The 19,740-nt window shown below is 32.1% G+C and carries 19 protein-coding genes and 1 other annotated feature; of the genes, 14 read left to right on the top strand and 5 right to left on the bottom strand.

Translation table 11 applies throughout. The features are described from left to right. Nucleotides 1-135 precede the first annotated feature (135 nt). Both DN392_RS16500 and DN392_RS16495 read left to right on the top strand, forming a co-directional pair. Nucleotides 136-633 (top strand): DUF421 domain-containing protein, encoded by a 498-nt coding sequence (locus tag DN392_RS16500; RefSeq protein WP_001021695.1) that lies wholly within the window; start codon nt 136-138, stop codon nt 631-633. Between the two features lie 235 nt (nt 634-868). Continuing rightward, entirely contained in the window at nt 869-1,498 is a 630-nt protein-coding gene (locus tag DN392_RS16495; RefSeq protein WP_048566358.1) for a class I SAM-dependent methyltransferase, read from the top strand. A gap of 481 nt (nt 1,499-1,979) precedes the next feature. On the opposite strand, the gene DN392_RS16490 is transcribed toward DN392_RS16495, so the two are convergent. Continuing rightward, entirely contained in the window at nt 1,980-2,390 is a 411-nt protein-coding gene (locus DN392_RS16490) for a hypothetical protein (protein ID WP_061672011.1), read from the bottom strand. 506 nt (nt 2,391-2,896) lie between these two features. Here DN392_RS16490 and DN392_RS16485 point away from each other — a divergent pair. The 3 genes from DN392_RS16485 to DN392_RS16475 all read left to right on the top strand — a co-directional run bounded on the left by DN392_RS16485 (nt 2,897) and on the right by DN392_RS16475 (nt 6,013). Further along, nucleotides 2,897-3,409, top strand: a complete 513-nt coding sequence (locus DN392_RS16485) for a hypothetical protein (RefSeq protein WP_061672010.1) — start codon at nt 2,897-2,899, stop codon at nt 3,407-3,409. A 440-nt stretch (nt 3,410-3,849) separates the two neighbouring features. After that, nucleotides 3,850-5,331: a UDP-N-acetylmuramoyl-L-alanyl-D-glutamate--2,6-diaminopimelate ligase gene (locus tag DN392_RS16480; RefSeq protein ID WP_048566356.1), complete on the top strand. Its 1,482-nt coding sequence runs from the start codon at nt 3,850-3,852 to the stop codon at nt 5,329-5,331. Between the two features lie 49 nt (nt 5,332-5,380). Then, nucleotides 5,381-6,013: a type 1 glutamine amidotransferase family protein gene (locus tag DN392_RS16475; RefSeq protein WP_001194783.1), complete on the top strand. Its 633-nt coding sequence runs from the start codon at nt 5,381-5,383 to the stop codon at nt 6,011-6,013. Nucleotides 6,014-6,159: 146 nt separating this feature from the next. On the opposite strand, the gene DN392_RS16470 is transcribed toward DN392_RS16475, so the two are convergent. Next, nucleotides 6,160-6,861, bottom strand: coding sequence for a class I SAM-dependent methyltransferase (locus tag DN392_RS16470; protein WP_001079955.1), 702 nt, complete (start codon nt 6,859-6,861; stop codon nt 6,160-6,162). Nucleotides 6,862-7,091: 230 nt separating this feature from the next. Between DN392_RS16470 and DN392_RS16465 the strand changes: the two genes are divergently transcribed. Together DN392_RS16465 and lysS are read left to right on the top strand one after the other, a co-directional pair. Continuing rightward, nucleotides 7,092-7,262, top strand: a complete 171-nt coding sequence (locus tag DN392_RS16465; RefSeq protein WP_016134570.1) for a DUF2197 domain-containing protein — start codon at nt 7,092-7,094, stop codon at nt 7,260-7,262. A gap of 66 nt (nt 7,263-7,328) precedes the next feature. Further along, nucleotides 7,329-7,585, top strand: a binding site (T-box leader). A gap of 79 nt (nt 7,586-7,664) precedes the next feature. Continuing rightward, nucleotides 7,665-9,218 carry a lysine--tRNA ligase gene (gene lysS / locus DN392_RS16460; protein WP_061672009.1) on the top strand — a complete coding sequence of 518 codons (1,554 nt, stop codon included), beginning with the start codon at nt 7,665-7,667 and terminating at the stop codon, nt 9,216-9,218. Nucleotides 9,219-9,269: 51 nt separating this feature from the next. Here lysS and DN392_RS16455 read toward each other — a convergent pair whose 3' ends face one another. Next, nucleotides 9,270-9,698, bottom strand: coding sequence for a cell wall hydrolase (locus tag DN392_RS16455; protein ID WP_001128410.1), 429 nt, complete (start codon nt 9,696-9,698; stop codon nt 9,270-9,272). 155 nt (nt 9,699-9,853) lie between these two features. Between DN392_RS16455 and DN392_RS16450 the strand changes: the two genes are divergently transcribed. From DN392_RS16450 to DN392_RS16440, 3 genes are all read left to right on the top strand, one after another. Next, the gene (locus tag DN392_RS16450; protein ID WP_048566354.1) at nt 9,854-10,768 is read left to right on the top strand and encodes an acetamidase/formamidase family protein; all 915 of its coding nucleotides are present in this window, start codon (nt 9,854-9,856) and stop codon (nt 10,766-10,768) included. Nucleotides 10,769-10,895: 127 nt separating this feature from the next. After that, nucleotides 10,896-11,603, top strand: coding sequence for a response regulator transcription factor (locus tag DN392_RS16445; RefSeq protein WP_000238984.1), 708 nt, complete (start codon nt 10,896-10,898; stop codon nt 11,601-11,603). Beyond that, nucleotides 11,600-12,583, top strand: a complete 984-nt coding sequence (locus tag DN392_RS16440; RefSeq protein WP_000593188.1) for a sensor histidine kinase — start codon at nt 11,600-11,602, stop codon at nt 12,581-12,583. The genes DN392_RS16445 and DN392_RS16440 overlap by 4 nt, the downstream gene beginning before the upstream one ends. 368 nt (nt 12,584-12,951) lie before the next feature. On the opposite strand, the gene DN392_RS16435 is transcribed toward DN392_RS16440, so the two are convergent. Beyond that, the gene (locus DN392_RS16435; RefSeq protein WP_088321610.1) at nt 12,952-13,578 is read right to left on the bottom strand and encodes a DUF6518 family protein; all 627 of its coding nucleotides are present in this window, start codon (nt 13,576-13,578) and stop codon (nt 12,952-12,954) included. 368 nt (nt 13,579-13,946) lie between these two features. Between DN392_RS16435 and DN392_RS16430 the strand changes: the two genes are divergently transcribed. Next, on the top strand, nt 13,947-14,846 hold the full coding sequence (locus DN392_RS16430) for a LysR family transcriptional regulator (RefSeq protein WP_048566351.1): 900 nt from the start codon (nt 13,947-13,949) through the stop codon (nt 14,844-14,846). Nucleotides 14,847-14,921: 75 nt separating this feature from the next. Here the strand turns inward: DN392_RS16430 and DN392_RS16425 are convergent, their stop codons facing one another. Beyond that, the gene (locus DN392_RS16425; protein ID WP_000456788.1) at nt 14,922-15,911 is read right to left on the bottom strand and encodes an aldo/keto reductase family protein; all 990 of its coding nucleotides are present in this window, start codon (nt 15,909-15,911) and stop codon (nt 14,922-14,924) included. 519 nt (nt 15,912-16,430) lie between these two features. On the opposite strand from DN392_RS16425, the gene abc-f reads away from it, so the two are divergent. The 3 genes from abc-f to DN392_RS16410 all read left to right on the top strand — a co-directional run bounded on the left by abc-f (nt 16,431) and on the right by DN392_RS16410 (nt 19,632). Beyond that, nucleotides 16,431-18,059 carry a ribosomal protection-like ABC-F family protein gene (gene abc-f / locus DN392_RS16420; protein WP_071742560.1) on the top strand — a complete coding sequence of 543 codons (1,629 nt, stop codon included), beginning with the start codon at nt 16,431-16,433 and terminating at the stop codon, nt 18,057-18,059. A 20-nt stretch (nt 18,060-18,079) separates the two neighbouring features. Further along, nucleotides 18,080-18,673: a GNAT family N-acetyltransferase gene (locus DN392_RS16415; protein ID WP_071742490.1), complete on the top strand. Its 594-nt coding sequence runs from the start codon at nt 18,080-18,082 to the stop codon at nt 18,671-18,673. Between the two features lie 416 nt (nt 18,674-19,089). Continuing rightward, a complete protein-coding gene (locus DN392_RS16410) occupies nt 19,090-19,632 on the top strand; it encodes a DUF3267 domain-containing protein (protein WP_048566350.1) in 543 nt (180 codons plus the stop codon). Nucleotides 19,633-19,740: the final 108 nt, after the last annotated feature.

Genomic DNA, 19,740 nt, shown 5'->3' with positions numbered 1-19,740 from the left:
AAAGATTGATCAAAATAGATTATTTTTCAGTATATGTAAGTTTGATTTTTACAAAAAAGTTTAATTAAAATGCATTTAGAATGCTATATGAAATGGGAATGCTAGTAACATTCACCATTAAAGGATTGGGCAATTATGAATATAATTTGGGAAAGTATTATTTTAATTCTTACTGGAATGATTGCATTAAAAATGACAGGTAGTAATTCTGTTAGCCAAATGACGAGAGCTGAAATAATTATAGTAGTTTCAATTGGACGTATTATTGTAGAGCCTGTATTAAGTAGGAAAGTAGTCCCATCTATATTTGCAGCTGTAATATTTGCAAGCATACTTCTTATCATTCATTTTTTTGAATTGAAATCAAAGAAGGTGGAGCGATTTCTAAATGGCAGTAGCATTGTAATTGTTGAAAACGGAGAAATTGTAAAAGAGAATTTGCTGAAGGCAAAAATGTCGGAACAACAACTATATATGCAATTAAGAGAAAAAGGAATTCATGATTTAATGAGTTTACAGCAAGTTACGGCCGAACCGAATGGGCGTATTGGTTATCAATTAATAGAGAAAGCTCAACCGATAACTTTAGAAATGTTAGAAAAAATATTAGGTCAGCAAAAAATAAAAAAATAATTTCTCTTTAGATAAGCTAATACTACACGGAAGTATTGGCTTTTTTATATTTTCTCTAAACGTACTGGTTAATATTTAGAATAGATATTCAGCCAATCTTTAAATTAGATATAGGCTTATTAATATGCTATATTCAATGGACCTATAGTGACTGTGGGGAAAAAAGCAGCGTTAAAATTAATAGGTCTTTCATGTGATGTTATACATGAGATAAGAATAAGGAGATAAAAATAAAATGGAATTTTGGGAATCAAGCTTTATTGAGAAACAAACGATGTGGGGTTTTGAACCTACAGAATCTGCAATTTTGACAAAAGATTTTTTTCTAGAAAAGAACGTTAAAGACATACTAGTTCCGGGTATTGGATATGGTAGAAACGCAAAGGTATTTATCGAAAATGGTATAAATGTAACTGGTATTGAAATTTCAAAAACTGCAATTGATTTAGCAAGAGAAAACGGACTAGAAGATGTTAGTATGTATCACGGTTCGGTAAACGAAATGCCTTTTGATAATAAACTGTATGATGGGATATTTAGTCATGCACTTCTTCATTTGCTGAATGAGCAGGAAAGAGAGAATTTTATTAAAGATTGTTATAATCAGTTAAAACCAGGTGGATATATGGTTTTCACAACAGTTTCTAAAAAAGCTCCTATGTATGGAAAAGGAAACCAGTTGGATAAAGACTATTATGAGATAATGGAAGGCGTAAAAATGTTCTTCTATGATTCTGAATCTATAAAACAAGATTTTAATAAGTATGGATTAGTACAAGTTTCGGAAATTGACGAACCAAATAAGAATGTAGAAAATAAACCTTCAATTAATTTCTTAATGATAAAATGTAGAAAAGACCTGTGAAAAATTAGTATATATTGATTGTGTATTCTGCATAAATAATAAAGGCAAACATACTAGGAATTATAAATGAACTAGAAGTCTTAATAGAGATAAATCTAGAGAAGCAAGATTAGATAGCGCTTAAAATATGGGGAAATACAGTGATAAAATTAGAAATAAAATGTGTTTGATATTTTTTGTGGAGTTTTAATGTCAGAAAAAGAAGAAAAGGAGAAAAAATGCTTTCCTAGAAGGTGGGGGAAAAGAAAAGTTTCAGAGCATTTATCTCAACTAAACAAAAAAAGGATTTGGGTTACAATCTATGTTATAGATTTGTATATCGTAACTATTCCTTGTACAGTAAAAAAATATAAATCTTAATACATATATGTTTATAGAAGCGACTGTTTCTTTTAAAAGATACGATCGCTTCTATAAAATTGTCAATTTTATGAAATTAAGTGATGCCTAAGAAGTCGTATCGTTATCTCAAAGTATCGCCTTAAATACTTTTAATGAGTTTTATCCCCTCAACAAAGAAAAGTACTAAGTGTATAGTGTTCATTACAAACCATAACATGAGCTTTGAGTTCTTCACAGTTTTCAACTGACTTGATTTTGTATTAGACAATTCTATCTTTAAAGACATTAATATAATAGTATTAGACATAAAGCCTAACAATATAAATCCGAATAAAGGTAAGTTTGTAATAGCGCCTATTACCATAATTGCTATGTATACTATAGTTAGCTTTTTAATATACTGTTTATCTTCTTTTAATTTATCTATATTTTTGGTTTTGAACCAGTTTCTTACTATTCTTACAAAAATAATAGTTTGAAATACTAGTACAATTATACTTACAAAGAGAAGGAACAAAGTTCTTAAATTATTTTCCATTAAATCGTTCATTTCGTATGTACCCCTTTTATTTATGTTTATAGTATGAAAATGTAATTTTCAAAGAACCTGCATGTGATTAGTAACGGTACTCGTTCTCTATTTTCATGTTACTCTATCCTTGTTAATTATGGAAAAGGACAAATCTAAGCATTTAACTGTTAGTATGGTATACCCTTTATATATTTTAGGTTAATTTTGATTGTTTGCATATAATTTTATATTGGAATAAGTAATACGTCAAAATGTTTTGTGAAAATTACGGCTATTAATTGCTTGTACAAAAGAAAAAGATTAGTAGGTAGTCATATCGTAACGGGCGAGGTATACCTTATCTGTTGTCTGTTTAAAATGAAGTTTAGCCATGTTGAAAATATGATTTTCATTTATTATTTCTAGAAACAATAATGTGGTTAATTTTGGTGAAATTTAAAATGGAGGAAAAACGTTAGACCACTAGAGTGAATATATTCAAAGCCATATCATGTGTAGTGTTTAATATAATTAGGGGGAACTACATGACAAGAAAACAGATAATCATTACCTTATTTTCAATTACAGCGTTCATACTAATTTTAGTATCACTTGGTGTTTTTGAGGAAGAACTAAAAGAAACAGATTATAGTGAAGTTGTACAATTCATGGAAGATATGAAAAACAAAGAAGAAGTTGAGATTGATGTAGTTACTTACTATTCAGATAAGGCCTCTTTAGAGAATAGTGTACTCAAACAACCAAATGGTTGGATTATTTATCGTTTAAAAGCTCGTTATGATAAAGTAACAAATCAAAGTTGGATAGATGTGACGCCTGATCTTAGCCGTTTTAAGAATGTGGAGAAAATTTCTGAGGATCTCATTACCTCACACCAACAATGCGGCTATATTAATCATAATACAGACGAGAATAAAGGAAAAGTAGGATACATGTTAACAGAATGCTTCCATAAGTGGGAATACGATGTGAAGCCATCAGGGTTTGAAGGATATAGGATTAATTACACAATCTTACCGATTTTAGGTTTAAAATAAATTTAGTATTTGTTTTATCAATTTGTTAATCAATTAGCTGATAATGTAGCTGAACAAGTAATGTATGATATTAAACTTATATTTTAATAATAGTTTTGGCTTATCTTTTTTAGGCTATTTGCAATGAGTTGAATAACCTTTATTCTAAAACAGTAATTAATAAAATTATTTAGTGTTAATATAAATTCTTATATATGGATTATGCATAAATAAAAAGGACAAGCATATAATAGAAATACCTATTAACTTTAAGTAACCTTAACTTTCTTTAATAGGATATCTCAAAATCCCCAAAAAGAGCACTTGCGGAAACAAGTGCTCTTTTATTTTTTTGTTTATTGAAGATGATTAAATTTCGTCCGACTAATATGGAATTTTAAACCACTATTTTATATAAAGTGGTAAAATAAGTAGGGGGAATTTGTAAGGGGGCGAGGGATTTGAAACTAAAAGAGCTGGCGGATTTGTTATTGATTAAAGATACCAATGGAGATATGAATGTAGAAATTACGGGATTAGAAATGGATTCTAGAAAAATAACTAGTGGGAATTTATTTATATGTGTATCAGGTATCGATGGTTTTCTTGAAGATCGACATCAATTTGTTGAAGATGCAGTGGAAAATGGTGCTGTGGCGTTAATTGTAGAAAGAGATATAAATATTGAAATACCTAAAATAATTGTTAAAGATGCTAGGTATGCTATGGCAGTTATTGCATCACATTTCTATGGTTACCCATCTAATAAAATGAAGCTAATTGGAATTACAGGAACAAATGGTAAAACAACTACTTCCTATTTACTTGAAAAGATTTTGACTGATTATGGATTTCAAACAGGGCTTATGGGGAATAACGGAGTGAAAGTTGGTTCGAAATGGTATCCTACTGATATTAATACGCAAGAACCACCGATACTTCAGCGGAATTTGCAAACGATGAAAAATCATAATACAGATTATTGTGTTATGGAAGTTACCTCACAAGGTTTACACATGGAAAGAGTTAAAGGGTGTAACTTTAAAACCGCTATTTTTACAAATTTAACGCAAGATCATTTGGATTACCATGGAACATTTGAGGAATATAAGCATGTAAAAGGCCTTCTATTTTCAAGATTAGGAAATGATTTTTCTATTACAGATAAAAATTTTGCTATATTGAATGCAGACGATCCATCGGTAGAATACTTTAAAAAAATTACTTCAGCTGAGGTTATTACATATGGGATACATAATGGAGCAGATGTTCAAGCGAAGAACATAACTTTAAGCCCAAAAGGTATTCGTTTTTTAGTTTCGTCCTTTAATGGAGAAATAGAAATCAATCTAAATCTAGTAGGCCACTTTAATGTATATAATGCATTAGCAGCAATAACAGCTGCATTGGTTGAAGGTATTCCGCTTACAAATATTAGTGACAGCTTATCTGATTTAAAGAGCATTGAAGGTAGAATGGAAATCATAGACGAAAATCAAGATTTCCTTGTAATCGTGGACTATGCTCATACGCCTGATGCGTTAGAAAATGTCCTTACTACAATTAGCGAGTTTTCAAAAGGTAAAATCATTACTGTTTTCGGCTGCGGTGGGGATAGAGATGCAAAAAAACGACCTATAATGGGTGAAATTGCTGGAAGTTATAGCGATTTTGTTTATATTACTTCTGATAATCCACGTTCGGAAGACCCGCAGGCAATAATGAAAGATATTGAAAAAGGATTTTCACAGAATAATAATTTGAATTATAAAGTTGAAGTAGATCGTGAACTTGCTATAAAACATGCAATAAACATGGCATCTTCTAATGATATTGTTTTGATTGCAGGGAAAGGGCATGAAACGTATCAAATTTTAAAGGATTTGACTATTCATTTTGATGATAAAGAAAAAGCTCGACAAGCAATTATAAATAATAAATAGATTATCTTTTAGAAAAGATTAGATTAAGTTGTGAATGGAGTGTTATTGAATGCAAACTAGAAAAGCTTATTTATATGTATTTCATACGATGTCCGATTGGGAATACGGACATTTAATTGCTGAACTTAATACAGGTAGATATTTTAAAAAGGGTTTAGCACCTTTTAAAGTAGTTACAGTTGGAATAAATAAAGAAAGGGTTATTTCAATGGGAGGCTTGAACGTAAAGCCAGATATTTCCCTAGATGAATGTGTACTTGAGAGTAATGATTTATTGATTTTACCTGGAGGAAATACTTGGACTGAAAACATACATAAACCCATATTGCAAAAAGTTGAAGAAGCTTTAAAGATTGGTACTATTGTGGCTGCAATTTGTGGTGCAACAATAGGCCTTGCAAATTACGGATACTTAAATTCTAGAAAGCATACAAGTAATAGTTTAGATTATATGAAAATGGTTTGTCCTACATATAAAGGGGAAAATTTATATGAAATGGGATCTGTAGCGTCTGGTGAAAATCTTATTACTGCATCTGGAGTAGCTCCTTTGGAATTTGCAGTGGAGGTACTGAAAAAATTAGATGTATTTGCGCCAGATACACTCCATTCATGGTATGAATTAAATAAGACACATGAACCTGAACATTTCTTCCAGTTAATGAATTCATTAAATAGCTAAGCAATTTAGTATGATCAATAATAAAAACCATGTTTCTAATGATACTGAAGCATGGTTTTTGTGTTTTGATTAATAAATATATAAAGTAACAAATTTTGTACAATAAAAATGAATTTGAGAGAAAGAGTCACATCTTAATTATACGATTATTTCTGAACGACAAACGTAATAGCATTTGTTTTTAATTGAATGTGTCTTTCGTTTCGGACTATATTATAAGCTATTTCTTTTATTTCAACTTTTATTTCTTGCCATTCCTTATAAATGCTTTTTAATAGATATATCATATGTTCAGTTGGAAGGTTAATTTCAATTAAAGCATCTAATTCTTCTTTCGTATGTAAGTCAATTTCTTGTATGTTCGAGTTAATAATTAAACAATTGATACCACCAGTCTTTGTACCTTTTTTCATAGAATGGAGCACGTTTTTTAAATCTTCTTCTGATTGAACATGCTCTAAACTTGATATTGCAACGATATAATCAAAAATATCAGGTTGGATGTAGTAGTTTTCAATTGCTGCTTGTTCTGTTTTTATAACTTCAAAAACATCATGTTCTTTACTATAAATTTGTAATTTTGTTAAAGCGGAATCCAGTAAGTCCACACAAGTAACAGTGCCGTTATTATTTTTTATTATTTGTGCAATTGGAATGCTATTTCTTCCAACGCCAGAGCCTAGATCAAGTACTTGTAAGTTATTTTGTCCTTCAAAGTACTCCATTAAGTCCATAACTGTTTTAACCGGTTTGTAAAGCCAAGAGCCAGTTTCAAATAGTTTGTATTGTTCATAGCAAAGGTCATGATATTTCTTTTCTTCTTGTCTTATGTAATTAATACGATTCATTGTATTTCAACTCCAATACTTTCATTCTAACGAGGTCCTTTAGCAAAACTTGCTAAAGCATCTAAAACTAATTCTATATTACTGATCAAGATTTTCACCTCGCTTTATAAGATATTTATATAATTCGATAAGAATATAGGTAAACCTTTTAGCCAGAGATATTAAGATTTTTACTGTGGAAAACTGATTTTCTTAAGTGATTAAAAAAATGTATAAACATGGAGAGGAAAATGCATATGATGTTTTATGAAATTGTTTGCTTTTCTTGTAAAAATATATTTCGTGTTTACGAAGGTAGTGAAAAATATAAACGATTTAAAGAGAAAACGAAGGGAACATATTGTTGTGATGAATGTAGCCATAAAATTCAATTAGAAGCGATAAAGCATTTATTTAGATAGCTTTTATTTCCGGAAAAGTTTGACAATAAAAGCGTTGTAAATTATCATATAAAAAAACTAATATATAAAATGGCATGGAAGAGAAGAGTAGTTAAAAAAGGATACGTACAGAGAGCTCTGGTAGCTGAGAAAGAGCGGTATACATTTTAACGAAAAAAGACTTGGAGCTGCGCAAGGAACTAATTTGTTTAGGGATGGTGCGACGGGTTCTCCCGTTATAGAGATAGGGTATAAGCATATTTTGTCGTACCTGAAGAGGTTAATATGGCGACATATTGACAAACTGAGGTGGTACCGCGAAGCTAACAACTCTCGTCCTCAAGATGAATAATCTTGGGGGTGGGAGTTTTTTTATTGCATAAAACTGAAAGTCTGAAAACAAAAAAATGAGGTGAGTAATATATGCATTGGGCGTATGAAGTAGCACATGAATTAATAAGAAAACATCCAAACAAAGAAACTTTTGTTTGCGCATCTGGAATCAGTCCATCTGGCTCTGTTCATATCGGGAACTTTCGCGAAATAATAACGACTTATTTCGTTGTAAGAGCCCTTCGAGATTTAGGGAAAAAGACTCGTTTTATATTTTCATGGGATGATTATGACAGGTTTAGAAAAGTCCCTAAAAATATTGATCCATCTTTTGCAAAATATATTGGTATGCCATACTGTGATATTCCAGATCCATATGGTTGTCATAATTCGTATGCAGAGCATTTTGAAAAAGAGTTTGAGAAATCGCTTCAAGTATTTGGGGTTGAGGTGGAATTCATATATCAACATGCTGAGTATAGAAGCGGAAGGTATAACAAAAATATATTAGAGGCTTTGTATAAAAGAAAAGAAATATATGATATTTTAATGAGTTTTAAAACTGGAGAGTGTAGTGCAAAAGAGCGAGAGAGTTTTTATCCGGTTACATTATATTGTGAGAAATGCGAGAAAGATGAAACAACGATTACACATTTTGATAAAGTATTAAAAACAGTACGGTATGAATGTATATGTGGAAATCAAAATGAATTATCGGTATTAAATACAAATAAAATGAAACTGAATTGGAAAATCGATTGGCCGATGAGATGGATGATAGAGGATGTTATTTTTGAACCGGGCGGAAGAGATCATTCCTCGGAAACGGGTAGTTATAATGTATCAAAGGAAATTGCAATGAAAATATTCAATCGTGAAGCTCCTCATTATGTTGCTTATGATTTCATTGGAATTAAAGGCAATCATGAAAAAATGTCTAGTTCTTCAGGAAATAGTATTACACCAAGTGAGTTGTTAAAATTGTATTTACCAGAAGTGATACTGTTTATGTTTGCAAAATATAGACCAAACGCAGCTTTTCATATCGGTCTTGATGAAGATGTGATTCGCAATTATACAGAATATGAGCGATTGAAAAGTAGTTATGAAAATAAAACGCTCAAAAATGAAGATTTACTTGATGCAATTAAACTTTCTAGAGTTGATAGCGGGTTTAAAGAATATCCGAAATTTAATCAAGTAGCAGGAACGTTACCGCTATTAAATTTTGATGCATCTATTTTACAAGATACATTAGAAAATATAGATAGAGGTTATACATTAGATGCTATGATAGCGATATGTAACCGCGCAGAGTATTGGATAAAAAACTTTCAATCTGAAAAATTAATTGCGGTAAATCAAGAGAGAAATACAGAGTTTTACAACACATTAGATGAAAGACAGAAAGAATGGTTAGTAGAAGTTTGCAACATACTTCGTTCTAACAAAGATTATTCTAACTTAATGGAACAATTGTATTCGATTTGCCATCATGAAAATAAAAAAATAATGAAAGAAAATCAAAAACAATTATTTATTATAATTTATAGGCTCATTATAAATCAGTCTAGTGGCCCTCGTATACCGTTATTAATACATGTAGTAGGCATCGAAAAATTTATCACATTATTAGATTTCTAAAAAATAAAGGGAACGCAAGTACTCAGCTAGGTACTTGCGTTTCAAATATTGCTACCGTGAATACATTTTCGGACATTCATCACCACGTGGTTCATAAAAACAATGGCTTTTAAACTGTCCTACAAACGGCTGATTATACCATTCAGGTGGGCAAGCTCCAACTGGACGGAAATACCAAAGGGCCCATCGTGCAGGCCAGCGCCATTCTCCTTGTAAAACTTTTCTTGCAATTTCTTTTTCTGATTCACGAGCACGCTGATAAAAATATCCGTATTGTACGGCTTCGAATCCACCGGGGCTTTGATATACTGCATCACGTACAGATCGAAGTTGTTTAAAATCTAAGCAATCACAAAATACACGGTTTACTACTACGCAGCCAACAAGTTGTTCACCTTGTCGACCTTCGCCTTCAGCTTCAGCACGAATTAAACGAGCTAGTAAATCAACATCGCTTTCGTTATATGGAATAAGGGGCATAGTGATACCACCTTTCTTTACCTGTTATAGTAAAGAGTGTATGTATGAAAATAAGCTAAGTGCTTTTCTATATGTAAATTCATTAATTATTAAAAGGAGCTTTTATGAAAAAAGCTAATTTGTGATTGTAGACCAATATAAAGAGGAGAGATAATATGTATCGAATCCATAAAGAACATATCATTTACGCAATGTCACCAGAAAATAAACCATGTATGGAAGTAGAAATTGGGAGTCGTCTTATATTTGAAACATATGATTGCTTTGAAAATCAAATTGATTCTGAAGATGTTGCGTTTCAAGAATTAGATTGGAACCGAATTAATCCAGCGACTGGACCTGTATATATTAAAGGTGCAGAACCTGGTGATATTTTAGTCGTAACGATTGAAAAAATTAAAATTGCTGAGCAAGGTGTTTTAACTACAGGGGCGAATCTTGGTGTAATGGGTGAAGAGCTAAACGAAAACACAGTGAAAATGGTCCCAATCCATAATGAACATGTTTTGTTTTCAAATGAATTACAAATCCCGATTAATCCAATGATCGGTGTTATTGGTACTGCGCCGAAAGAAGAGAGTATTTCATGTGGCACACCGCATGATCACGGCGGGAATATGGACTGTAAAGAAATAAAAGAAGGGACAACATTACTATTACCTGTAAATGTTCCTGGTGCTCTATTAGCATTAGGTGATTTACACGCAGCGATGGGTGATGGTGAAATTGGTGTTAGTGGAGTAGAGGTTGCTGGTGAGGTAACTGTAACAATTCAAAATATAAAAGGAAAGAAATGGCCACTCCCAATGGCGATCCAAAAAGAAAAACTTATGACGATTGCTTCAGAGAAATTGTTAGATGATGCAGCGAATCGCGCTGTACGTAATATGGTGACATTTTTACATGAAGAATTAGAAATGTCTAAAGCTGATGCAACACTTTTATTATCAGCTGCAGGCGATTTAAATGTTTGCCAAGTTGTAGATCCACTGAAAACAGCACGAATGGAACTAGGTATGGACTATGTGGAGAAGCTAGGTTTTAATTTGAGTAAATTTCATATTAAATAAGAATAATAGAAGAAGGATGCTGTTGTATAAAAGTATCCTTTTTTTGATTTACGGATGATATAAAAACAGGTAGTATTTATTTTATATAATTGAATATAAGATTGTGGATCGAAAAAGGAGTAAACACATGGTTAAAATTATGATTGTAGAAGACGATATGAAAATTGCAGAACTATTATCAACACATGTCGCGAAATACGGGTATGAAGGAATTATTGTATCGGATTTTCAAAATGTATTAAACATTTTTTTAGAAGAACAACCAGAGTTAGTTTTATTAGATATTAATTTACCAAGTTTTGATGGGTACTATTGGTGTCGTCAAATTCGCGGAGTTTCTACATGTCCGATATTATTTATTTCGGCTCGTGAAGGCACGATGGATCAAGTTATGGCGCTTGAAAACGGTGGCGATGATTTCATTTCAAAGCCATTCCATTACGAAGTTGTAATGGCTAAAATTCGTAGTCATTTAAGGCGTGCTTACGGAGATTATGCACCGAAAGTAGAAGAACGGATGGTTGAGCAACAAGGTCTTTGTTTATATCCCGAAAGGCTTGTATTAAAGCTTAAGAATCAAGAGATTGATATAACAAGAAATGAAGCTATTTTATTAGAGATGTTAATGAAAAATTATCCGCGTGTTGTGGGTAGAGAAGTGCTATTAAATAAATTATGGGATAGCGAATCTTATGTTGATGATAATACTTTAAGCGTAAATACAACACGTGTGCGTAAAAAATTAAAAACATTACAGATTGAAGATGCAATTGAAACGATTCGTAGTGTCGGTTATAGATTACATATAACTTGGGATAATGGTATGGAGAAATGATAAAATTATTTATTCGTGATCATATACCACTTATTTGTTTTACAGTAATCCAGTTACTAGCCATATTTCTTGTATATTGGTTTGATGGGCATAATCATATTGCAACGGCATTATATGCAATGTTTTTAGGTGTCTTTTTTATGGTAGGTTATTTAGTGTTTCGTTACTTTACTCATCGTACCTTCTATGAAAGATTAGCAAATCCGTTGCATTCTTTGGATGATTCTGTTCAAAAATCAGATTTTGCAGTTTTATCTACTATGCTTCAAGAGCTACTTGAGGTGCAATATCGACATTATCAAAACCAGCTGCAAATACAAGAGAGAAAAAATAATGATCATTTAACTTTTATGAATCAGTGGATACATCAAATGAAAACACCTTTATCTGTAATAGAATTAATTACACAAGATGAAGTCGACCCACGTTTTGAAAGTATAAATGAGGAAACAGATAGATTGAAAAAAGGGTTAGAGATGGCTTTGTATGTCGCACGTTTAGAAGCATTTACACAAGATTTTTATGTCGAAAAAGTACAGCTACATAAAATAGTGAATGATTCTGTACATGAACATAAACGCTTTTTTATCCGGAATTTTGTATATCCAGAGCTTAAAATTGATAAGGACATTATTGTAGAAAGTGATGCAAAATGGCTACAATTTTTAATTGGACAAATACTATCGAATGCGATTAAATATTCATCTGGTAGTCGAGAGAAGATTAAAGTGAAAGCTTGTAAGGAAGATAATAACGTTATACTTGAAATCACCGATTATGGCGTAGGGATACCGAAGCAAGATTTACCTAGAGTATTTAAACCTTTCTTTACAGGGGAAAATGGCAGAGATTTTAAAGAATCAACTGGAATGGGGCTATATCTTGTATATGAAATTACGAAACAATTAGGACATAGTGTAGAAATCCATTCAGAAGTTGGTAAAGCTACCGTTGTACGAATTATATTTTTTAATGTGTAAATAAGTGATCAGGGCTAAAGAACTTTGGAGATAAGTTTTTTAGCCTTATTTTATCCCGCTTTAATGGGCAGTAAGACCCCCCCGCTGATTAAAGTTTCACTTTATAGCGATTATATGAAATGGTAAAAGGTAATCTTAGTATGTATAATGACACGCTAATAAATACGCTTGTTAAATTAGAAGTATTTAATAAAAAGCTGATAAATAGTTTTTGTAAGAAAAAAGCCACCCCTTTGAAAGAGATAGCTTCATGAATTCATCCTATGAATAAGTGTATCAACATTAATAAGTATAATGTTCGATTCGTGATATGTTTTGTGGATTATAATAGAATTAGTCTTTTGTTTTTTCATGATACAGTATTGTAATTAAGTAAACAAACTTAATAATGTATATCCAATTAATCCTAAAATAATGATAGGAACCATCATTAAGAAAGAAGAAATTCGATTAGCATTAGAGCGTTCTAATACAAGAATCAAGATAATTCCGACTATCACTTCGGTATATCCAACAGGTAACATGTGACTATAGTCTTCAAAATTTAAAAGAATGTGAAGTCCATCCGTTACAAAAACTCCACTAATAAGCGCACTTCCGAATTTATGAAGTGGATTTGTAGTATCTTTCCATAGAAAACCTGCAATTCCAAAGATAGTTCCTCCTATAAATGCACATACAATCCATACAGATATAAAATAAATAGAGTGAGCTACATTTGTAATAACAATTGCATAACCATAGTAGCCTAATACCATACCGAGTAGTGCAAGGATACCAGAAAGTATAGCTGTACGCTTAGAATAACTAAAGCTAGCCACAAAAAAGGATGGAACTAACCAAACACTTCCTAGATTAGCTAATGAATTCCAATGTCCTGGAAGTATACCTTGCCCTAATTTAGTTAGTATACCAACAATTATCCCTACTATAATCGGGATGAGAAAAATCCTTAAAAACATATTTAACTTTGTGATTTTTAATGTCTTGTCCATAAAATCAATCCTTAGATTAATATTTTCTACAAACATATAATAGCTTATTGCAGGGGAGTAATCAATAAAAATTTATTGAAAAACAATAAGTTATTGTTGGGTAACGAATAACATTTTATTTTTATAATTGGGTGAATAAAATATCAAGTACTTGTTACTCAACCAAATAGTAAATCAAATAATATATGCAAGTAATGAAATTGCCCAAAACATGTAATTCAACTTAGTATAAATCTCTCGTATTTTCATGAAATGATTTATGATAAATAAGAAACGAAAAGGGATTGATATAGTTTCCTCCTGTTTTTATTAATAATTTATTAGAAGGAGGGATTTTTTTGCTAGTTGTGAATGTTAGGGGGATTGTAATGGATATTCGTAAAATGAAATATTTCATAGCAGTGGCGGAAGAATTAAACTTTAGTCGTGCGGCAGAACGTCTTATGATGGCACAACCGCCTTTAAGTCAAGAAATTCGAAAGTTGGAAGAAGAATTAGGTGTTCAACTTCTTCACAGGACAAAAAGGATGGTTGAACTTACCGATGCGGGGAAAATCTTTTTAGAAGGTGCGCGACAAACGTTACTTCAAGTAGATAGAACCATTAAAGAAACACAGCTCGCGGATGAAGGGAAGATCGGGCGTTTAATCATCGGTTTTGTCGATTCTACAGAAACAGTTATAGACATATTAAAAACCTTTCGAGAACGGTTTCCTAAAATTCAGCTTATATTACGCGAGATGACAACAGACCAGCAAATAAAAGCACTCTATGAAAAACAAATTCACATTGGATTTATTCGTTCTAAGCAGAATAATGAAATATTGTCTTCCGAAGTTTGTTCTAAAGAACGTTTAAAATTGGTTTTACATGAAAATCACGCATTAGTTTCGTTACCTAATATTTCCATTAAAGAACTAGTAGATGAACCATTTGTTTTATTTCCTCGTCATTTCGGTACTAACTTTTATGATTTAATTATTAGTTACTTTTGGGAGCATGGAGTAAGTTTAAATATTGTTCAAGAAGCAATTCAAATGCAAACGATTGTGAATTTAGTTGCAGCAGGTATGGGGATTTCTGTCGTTCCATCATCTGTGGAAAGTTATAAAAAATCGGGAGTTATATATAAAGAAATTCAAGAGAACACACCAATAATAAATTTATATGCCGGATGGAGGCAAGATGAAAAGTCTGTAGTGTTAGAAAACTTCTTAACGGTAGTTAGAGAGGTTTATTTGACTTCACAATGTGAACTTAAAAGATAAAAGCCCATCTTCATAGGATGGGCAGTGGGGGATTTGGAAAGGGAAGCTTCATTATAGGTAAAGCTCACTCATGTTTCAACCTGTTTTGCTAGGATCATACTCAGCAAAACCTGTTAGTACACTATCAATCTGACCCATAATTTCAGGTGACAATGTAACACTAGAAGCAATCACATTTTCTCTTATTTGCTCTGGATCTGAAGCGCCAATAATTGCAGAGGAAACAGCTGGATTTTGTAATACCCAAGCAACTGCGAGTTGAGATAAGGTAAGGTTAATTTCTTGTGCGATAGGTTTAATTTCCTGGATAGCGGTAAGCACATCATCACTCATCCAACGTTGCACGAGTTTGTTGAAAAAGGGTTTTCCTGCATCTGAATTAGCACGTGATTGGGCGGGGAGTGGTTTACCTGGTTGATATTTTCCAGTGAGAATACCTTGTGCGAGGGGAGACCAAACAATTTGGCCAAGTCCTTCACGTTGACATGTTGGAATCACATCAGTTTCTATAACTCGCCACAACATCGAATATTGAGGTTGGCTAGCAATAAGAGGGATTTTCAATTCTCGTGCAAGTGCTGCACCGCGTGTGATTTGCTCCGATGTCCATTCACTTACGCCTAAATAAAGGACTTTCCCTTGTCTTACAAGATCTGAGAAAGCTAACATTGTTTCTTCCAGAGGTGTTGTTGTATCGAATCGATGTGCATAATAGACATCAATGTAGTCTGTATGTAGCCGTTGTAGCGATGCATTACAATTTTCTATAATATGTTTTCGTGATAAACCTCGATCATTTTTTCCAGGTCCGGTCGGATGACATACTTTTGTACAAAGTTCTATACTTTCTCGGCGTATACCTTTCAAAGAGCGGCCAAGCACTTCCTCAGCAATAGTGTCTGAATAAACATCTGCAGTATCGAACGTTGTAATTCCAACATCTAATGCGGCTTTCACACATTCATTTGCAATATCTTCATTTACTTTTCCACCATGATTTATCCAGTTACCATATGCAATCTTACTTACTGTTAATCCACTGTTTCCGAGTTTGCTATATTCCATTGTAGAATCCCTCCTTAAAAATGATAACTTTATTATAAAAACTGAAATGTAGTATGTATAATATAAAATTAATCATACAGTTATATAAAAATTATATAAGAGGGGGTGTTTAAAAGTTTATTACTAGGGAAATCTAAAGGAAAAGTAGTATAGCAAATGTAAAGTATGCTTGTTCAATTTAAAGCTAAGAAATGATAAATAGACCTAGAAGAAACCAATCATAATAATAGCACATATAATTGCATTTACTCATACAGTACTATCATGGTACAATATGGTTACTAACGACGGAAAGGAATGATGGGTGGACGATGATTAACTAATCTTATTTTTAAATGTTGAAATTCAATAAATTTCAATTTATAAAAAATAGGATTAGTCTGCCCAATTTCCATACAACGGTATTGCTATTTATGTTACGCAATAGCTTATTTGGGTATAAATATTTTAACGACTAATCCTGCCAAATTTATTTGGGAGGATTTTTTTATTCTCCCCTTAATGAAAGGGATCGGTATTATGAAAGAACTATTAAAATTAAATGATGTTTATGTTGAAATAAAGGAAAACACTTTGTTAGAGAAAATGAATGTGACAGTAAGACAAGGGGATGTTATCGGGTTAATTGGTAAAAACGGGGCTGGTAAATCAACGTTACTTCAATTAATAAATGGGAAAATTGAACCATCAAAAGGTACTGTTGAATGGATGCAAATGAATGTGACAAGAGCATATGTTGAACAAGAAAAAGAATCATTTGTTAGTAAGGATATAATTGCAAAAGAAGCGGAACTCCTTGCAAAATGGGGCGTGCCAACGAACGATTTTCTAACTTTAAGTGGTGGTGAAAAGCTAAAAGTTCGATTAGCAAAAGGATTTGCCGGAAATCCTAATGTCCTAATATTAGACGAACCGACAAATCATCTAGATGAGATGAGTACGGAATTTCTAATTAAACAAATAAAAAACATGAAAGGTACAGTTCTCGTCGTATCGCATGATCGATACTTTTTAGATGTTATCGCAACAAGAATATGGTCAATTGAGGATAAGAAATTAATTGATCATAGTGGTAATTATACGAGTTATATGAAAGCACGTGAGCAGAAAAGAATGACGCAGCAGCGTGAATATGAAAAACAACAAAAGAAGATAGAACAAGTAGAAACTCATATAAAAGAATTAAGTTCATGGTCACAAAAGGCACATGCGCAGTCTACAAAACAAGAAGGAGTGAAAGAATTTTATCGTGTAAAGGCGAAGCGAATGGACGCGCAAGTTAAATCGAAACGAAAGCGTCTTGAAAAAGAGCTGGAGAAAACGAAAGTAGAACGTGTGAAAGAGGATTATTCAGTTGAATTTACTATTCAAGCGAGTAAAAAAGTAGGAAAACGTTTCTTAGAAGTAAAACAATTGCGGAAAGAATTTAATAGCCGAACATTATTTGAAAACGTTAATTTTACAATTCAGCACGGTGAGAAGATTGCGATTATTGGACCAAACGGTAGCGGGAAAACAACATTACTGAAGATGATTATGGGAACAGAAACTGTTGAAGGAGAAGTATGGATTTCACCTTCAGCAAACATCGGTTATTTAACACAAGAAGTATTTGATTTACCACTTGATAAAACACCAGAAGATTTATTTTATAAAGAGACATTTGAAGAACGAGGAAAAGTCCAAAATTTAATGAAACATTTAGGATTTGAATCTTCCCAATGGAAAGAGCCGATTGAATATATGAGTATGGGGGAACGAGTGAAATGTAAGCTCATGGCTTATATTTTAGATGAAAAAGATGTACTTATTTTAGATGAACCGACGAATCACCTTGATCTACCTTCGCGTGAACAGCTTGAAAATACATTAGCTGAGTATAATGGAACACTCATTATCGTTTCTCACGATCGATATTTTCTGGAGAAAACAACTAACACAAAACTCGTGTTTTTAAACAATACGATACAAAAACAGCTAGAAGAACCTACGAAAACAAGGGATGAAATTGAAGAGCTACGTTTAACGTTAGAAACAGAAAGACAAGAAGTATTAGGGAAATTAAGCTTTTTAACTTCTAAAGACAAAGAATATAAAGAACTAGATGAACGGTTTATGGAACTTACGAAGCAGATTAAGGCGCTTTAACGTAAGGAAGGGGGATTAAGATGGGAGAAGAGAGTTTGACTAAGTTATTTAGAATAGATTGTGGTGATATATACCTACAAGAGTTTACGGTCAAAGATGCAGAGAGTATTTATAAAATAGCAAATCAACCGGAAATAGAAAAGTTTTTACCAGACTGGAAATCAACGAAAGAACAAAGGGTTAATTGGGTTGTAAATTATGAAATACCTGAAAATAAAGCGTTTCTTAATGCAGTGAGAACTACGACTAACATAGATAATCACATATTAAGACTAGGAATATTTAAGAAAACCACAAATGAATTTATTGGATGGTGCTGCACAGGCATGAAAGTTGAACTCCCTGCACCAAACAGAGAAATTATGTATGCTGTTTCAAGTGAATATCATAATAATGGTTATGCAACGCAAGCGACAAAAGGCTTGATCGGTTATTTATTTGAAAATACAAATGTGGATGTCCTTAACGCAATTGCTTTAATTAAAAATGTGCCATCAAATAAAGTTATTGAAAAATGCGGGTTTACTTATTTGGGTCAACAGATGATAGAAAACCAAATTTATAATCATTATGTATTGAGTAAATCCGGATGGATAAAAAATAGTGCTCTTTAAAGGGAGCGATAATGCAAAAAAAGCTTAGAGCTAAAACTCTAAGCTTTTTTGCATTCTAAAGTACTAGTTAACCATACTAAAGTGTAGATTCTGGATGTATTTTTCACCAAAAACAAATGCAGCAAGTTGTACATGGGAGAACTATTTCATAACATTATATCTAAAAGGTATTTGGGGGATTTTGTCGAATGTATATGTCTATGAAAACATTAATTTCTTACTCAAATCATCCTAAACATGAACCACTTTAGGCTTAAATAGAAGAATGTACGGCAAACGTGAAGGCAAGCGAAGGTTTGCATTTAATATTAGCGGTTGAGTGTTAGTGGATTCCGAATTTTCGGAATATGGAATAGTTTAAATGAGGGAGGGGAGAGCATATTATCATTTGGTTTCGTCACTTACCACAAATAAGTATGGATTTGTCAGAATGGACTCCTTTTATACAAAATGATTGGCACCGAAAACATTATATGAAGTTTGTATATGTACTTCAAATCAGTATTTTTCTAATACCGTATTATTTTGGAGCAAGTTTTACTCATATTAATATTTTTTATCTCATCATCATAGGTATTTTTGTTTTCATTGTTCACGAATGTCTACATATTATTGTTATAAATAAAAAAGGTGATATTAGCTTGACGTGTAGTGGAATATTTTTTTGGCTAAATACAAATGCAATCTTATCCAAAACGAGATTTTGGATCTTTATGAGCTTGCCTATTATTGTACTATCGGTCGTTCCTGCTATTGTATCATTGTATGTATCAGGAAATATTAAATCAATTTTATTATTTGTATGTTGGATAAACACAATCATTTCTGCTTCAGATATATATAATTCATTATTAATTGCGATTAAACCGAAGAACTCAATTTTTTGTAGAGGTTATTATAAAGTGGAAGACAATAAAAAAGGGTATCTCAAAAACATTTCAACTAAAGGCATTAGATAAAAATATAACTTTGGGAAGGAAAAGACCGATAAAGCAATCGGTCTTTTCTTGTTTTTATAATAAAGATTTGATATACAATTGTATTTTCTACCACTATACAATTATTAT

It is taken from the genome of Bacillus sp. BB51/4 (assembly GCF_008368845.1).
Classification (GTDB): domain Bacteria; phylum Bacillota; class Bacilli; order Bacillales; family Bacillaceae_G; genus Bacillus_A; species Bacillus_A wiedmannii.
This window is presented reverse-complemented; position numbering and strand designations above follow the sequence as displayed.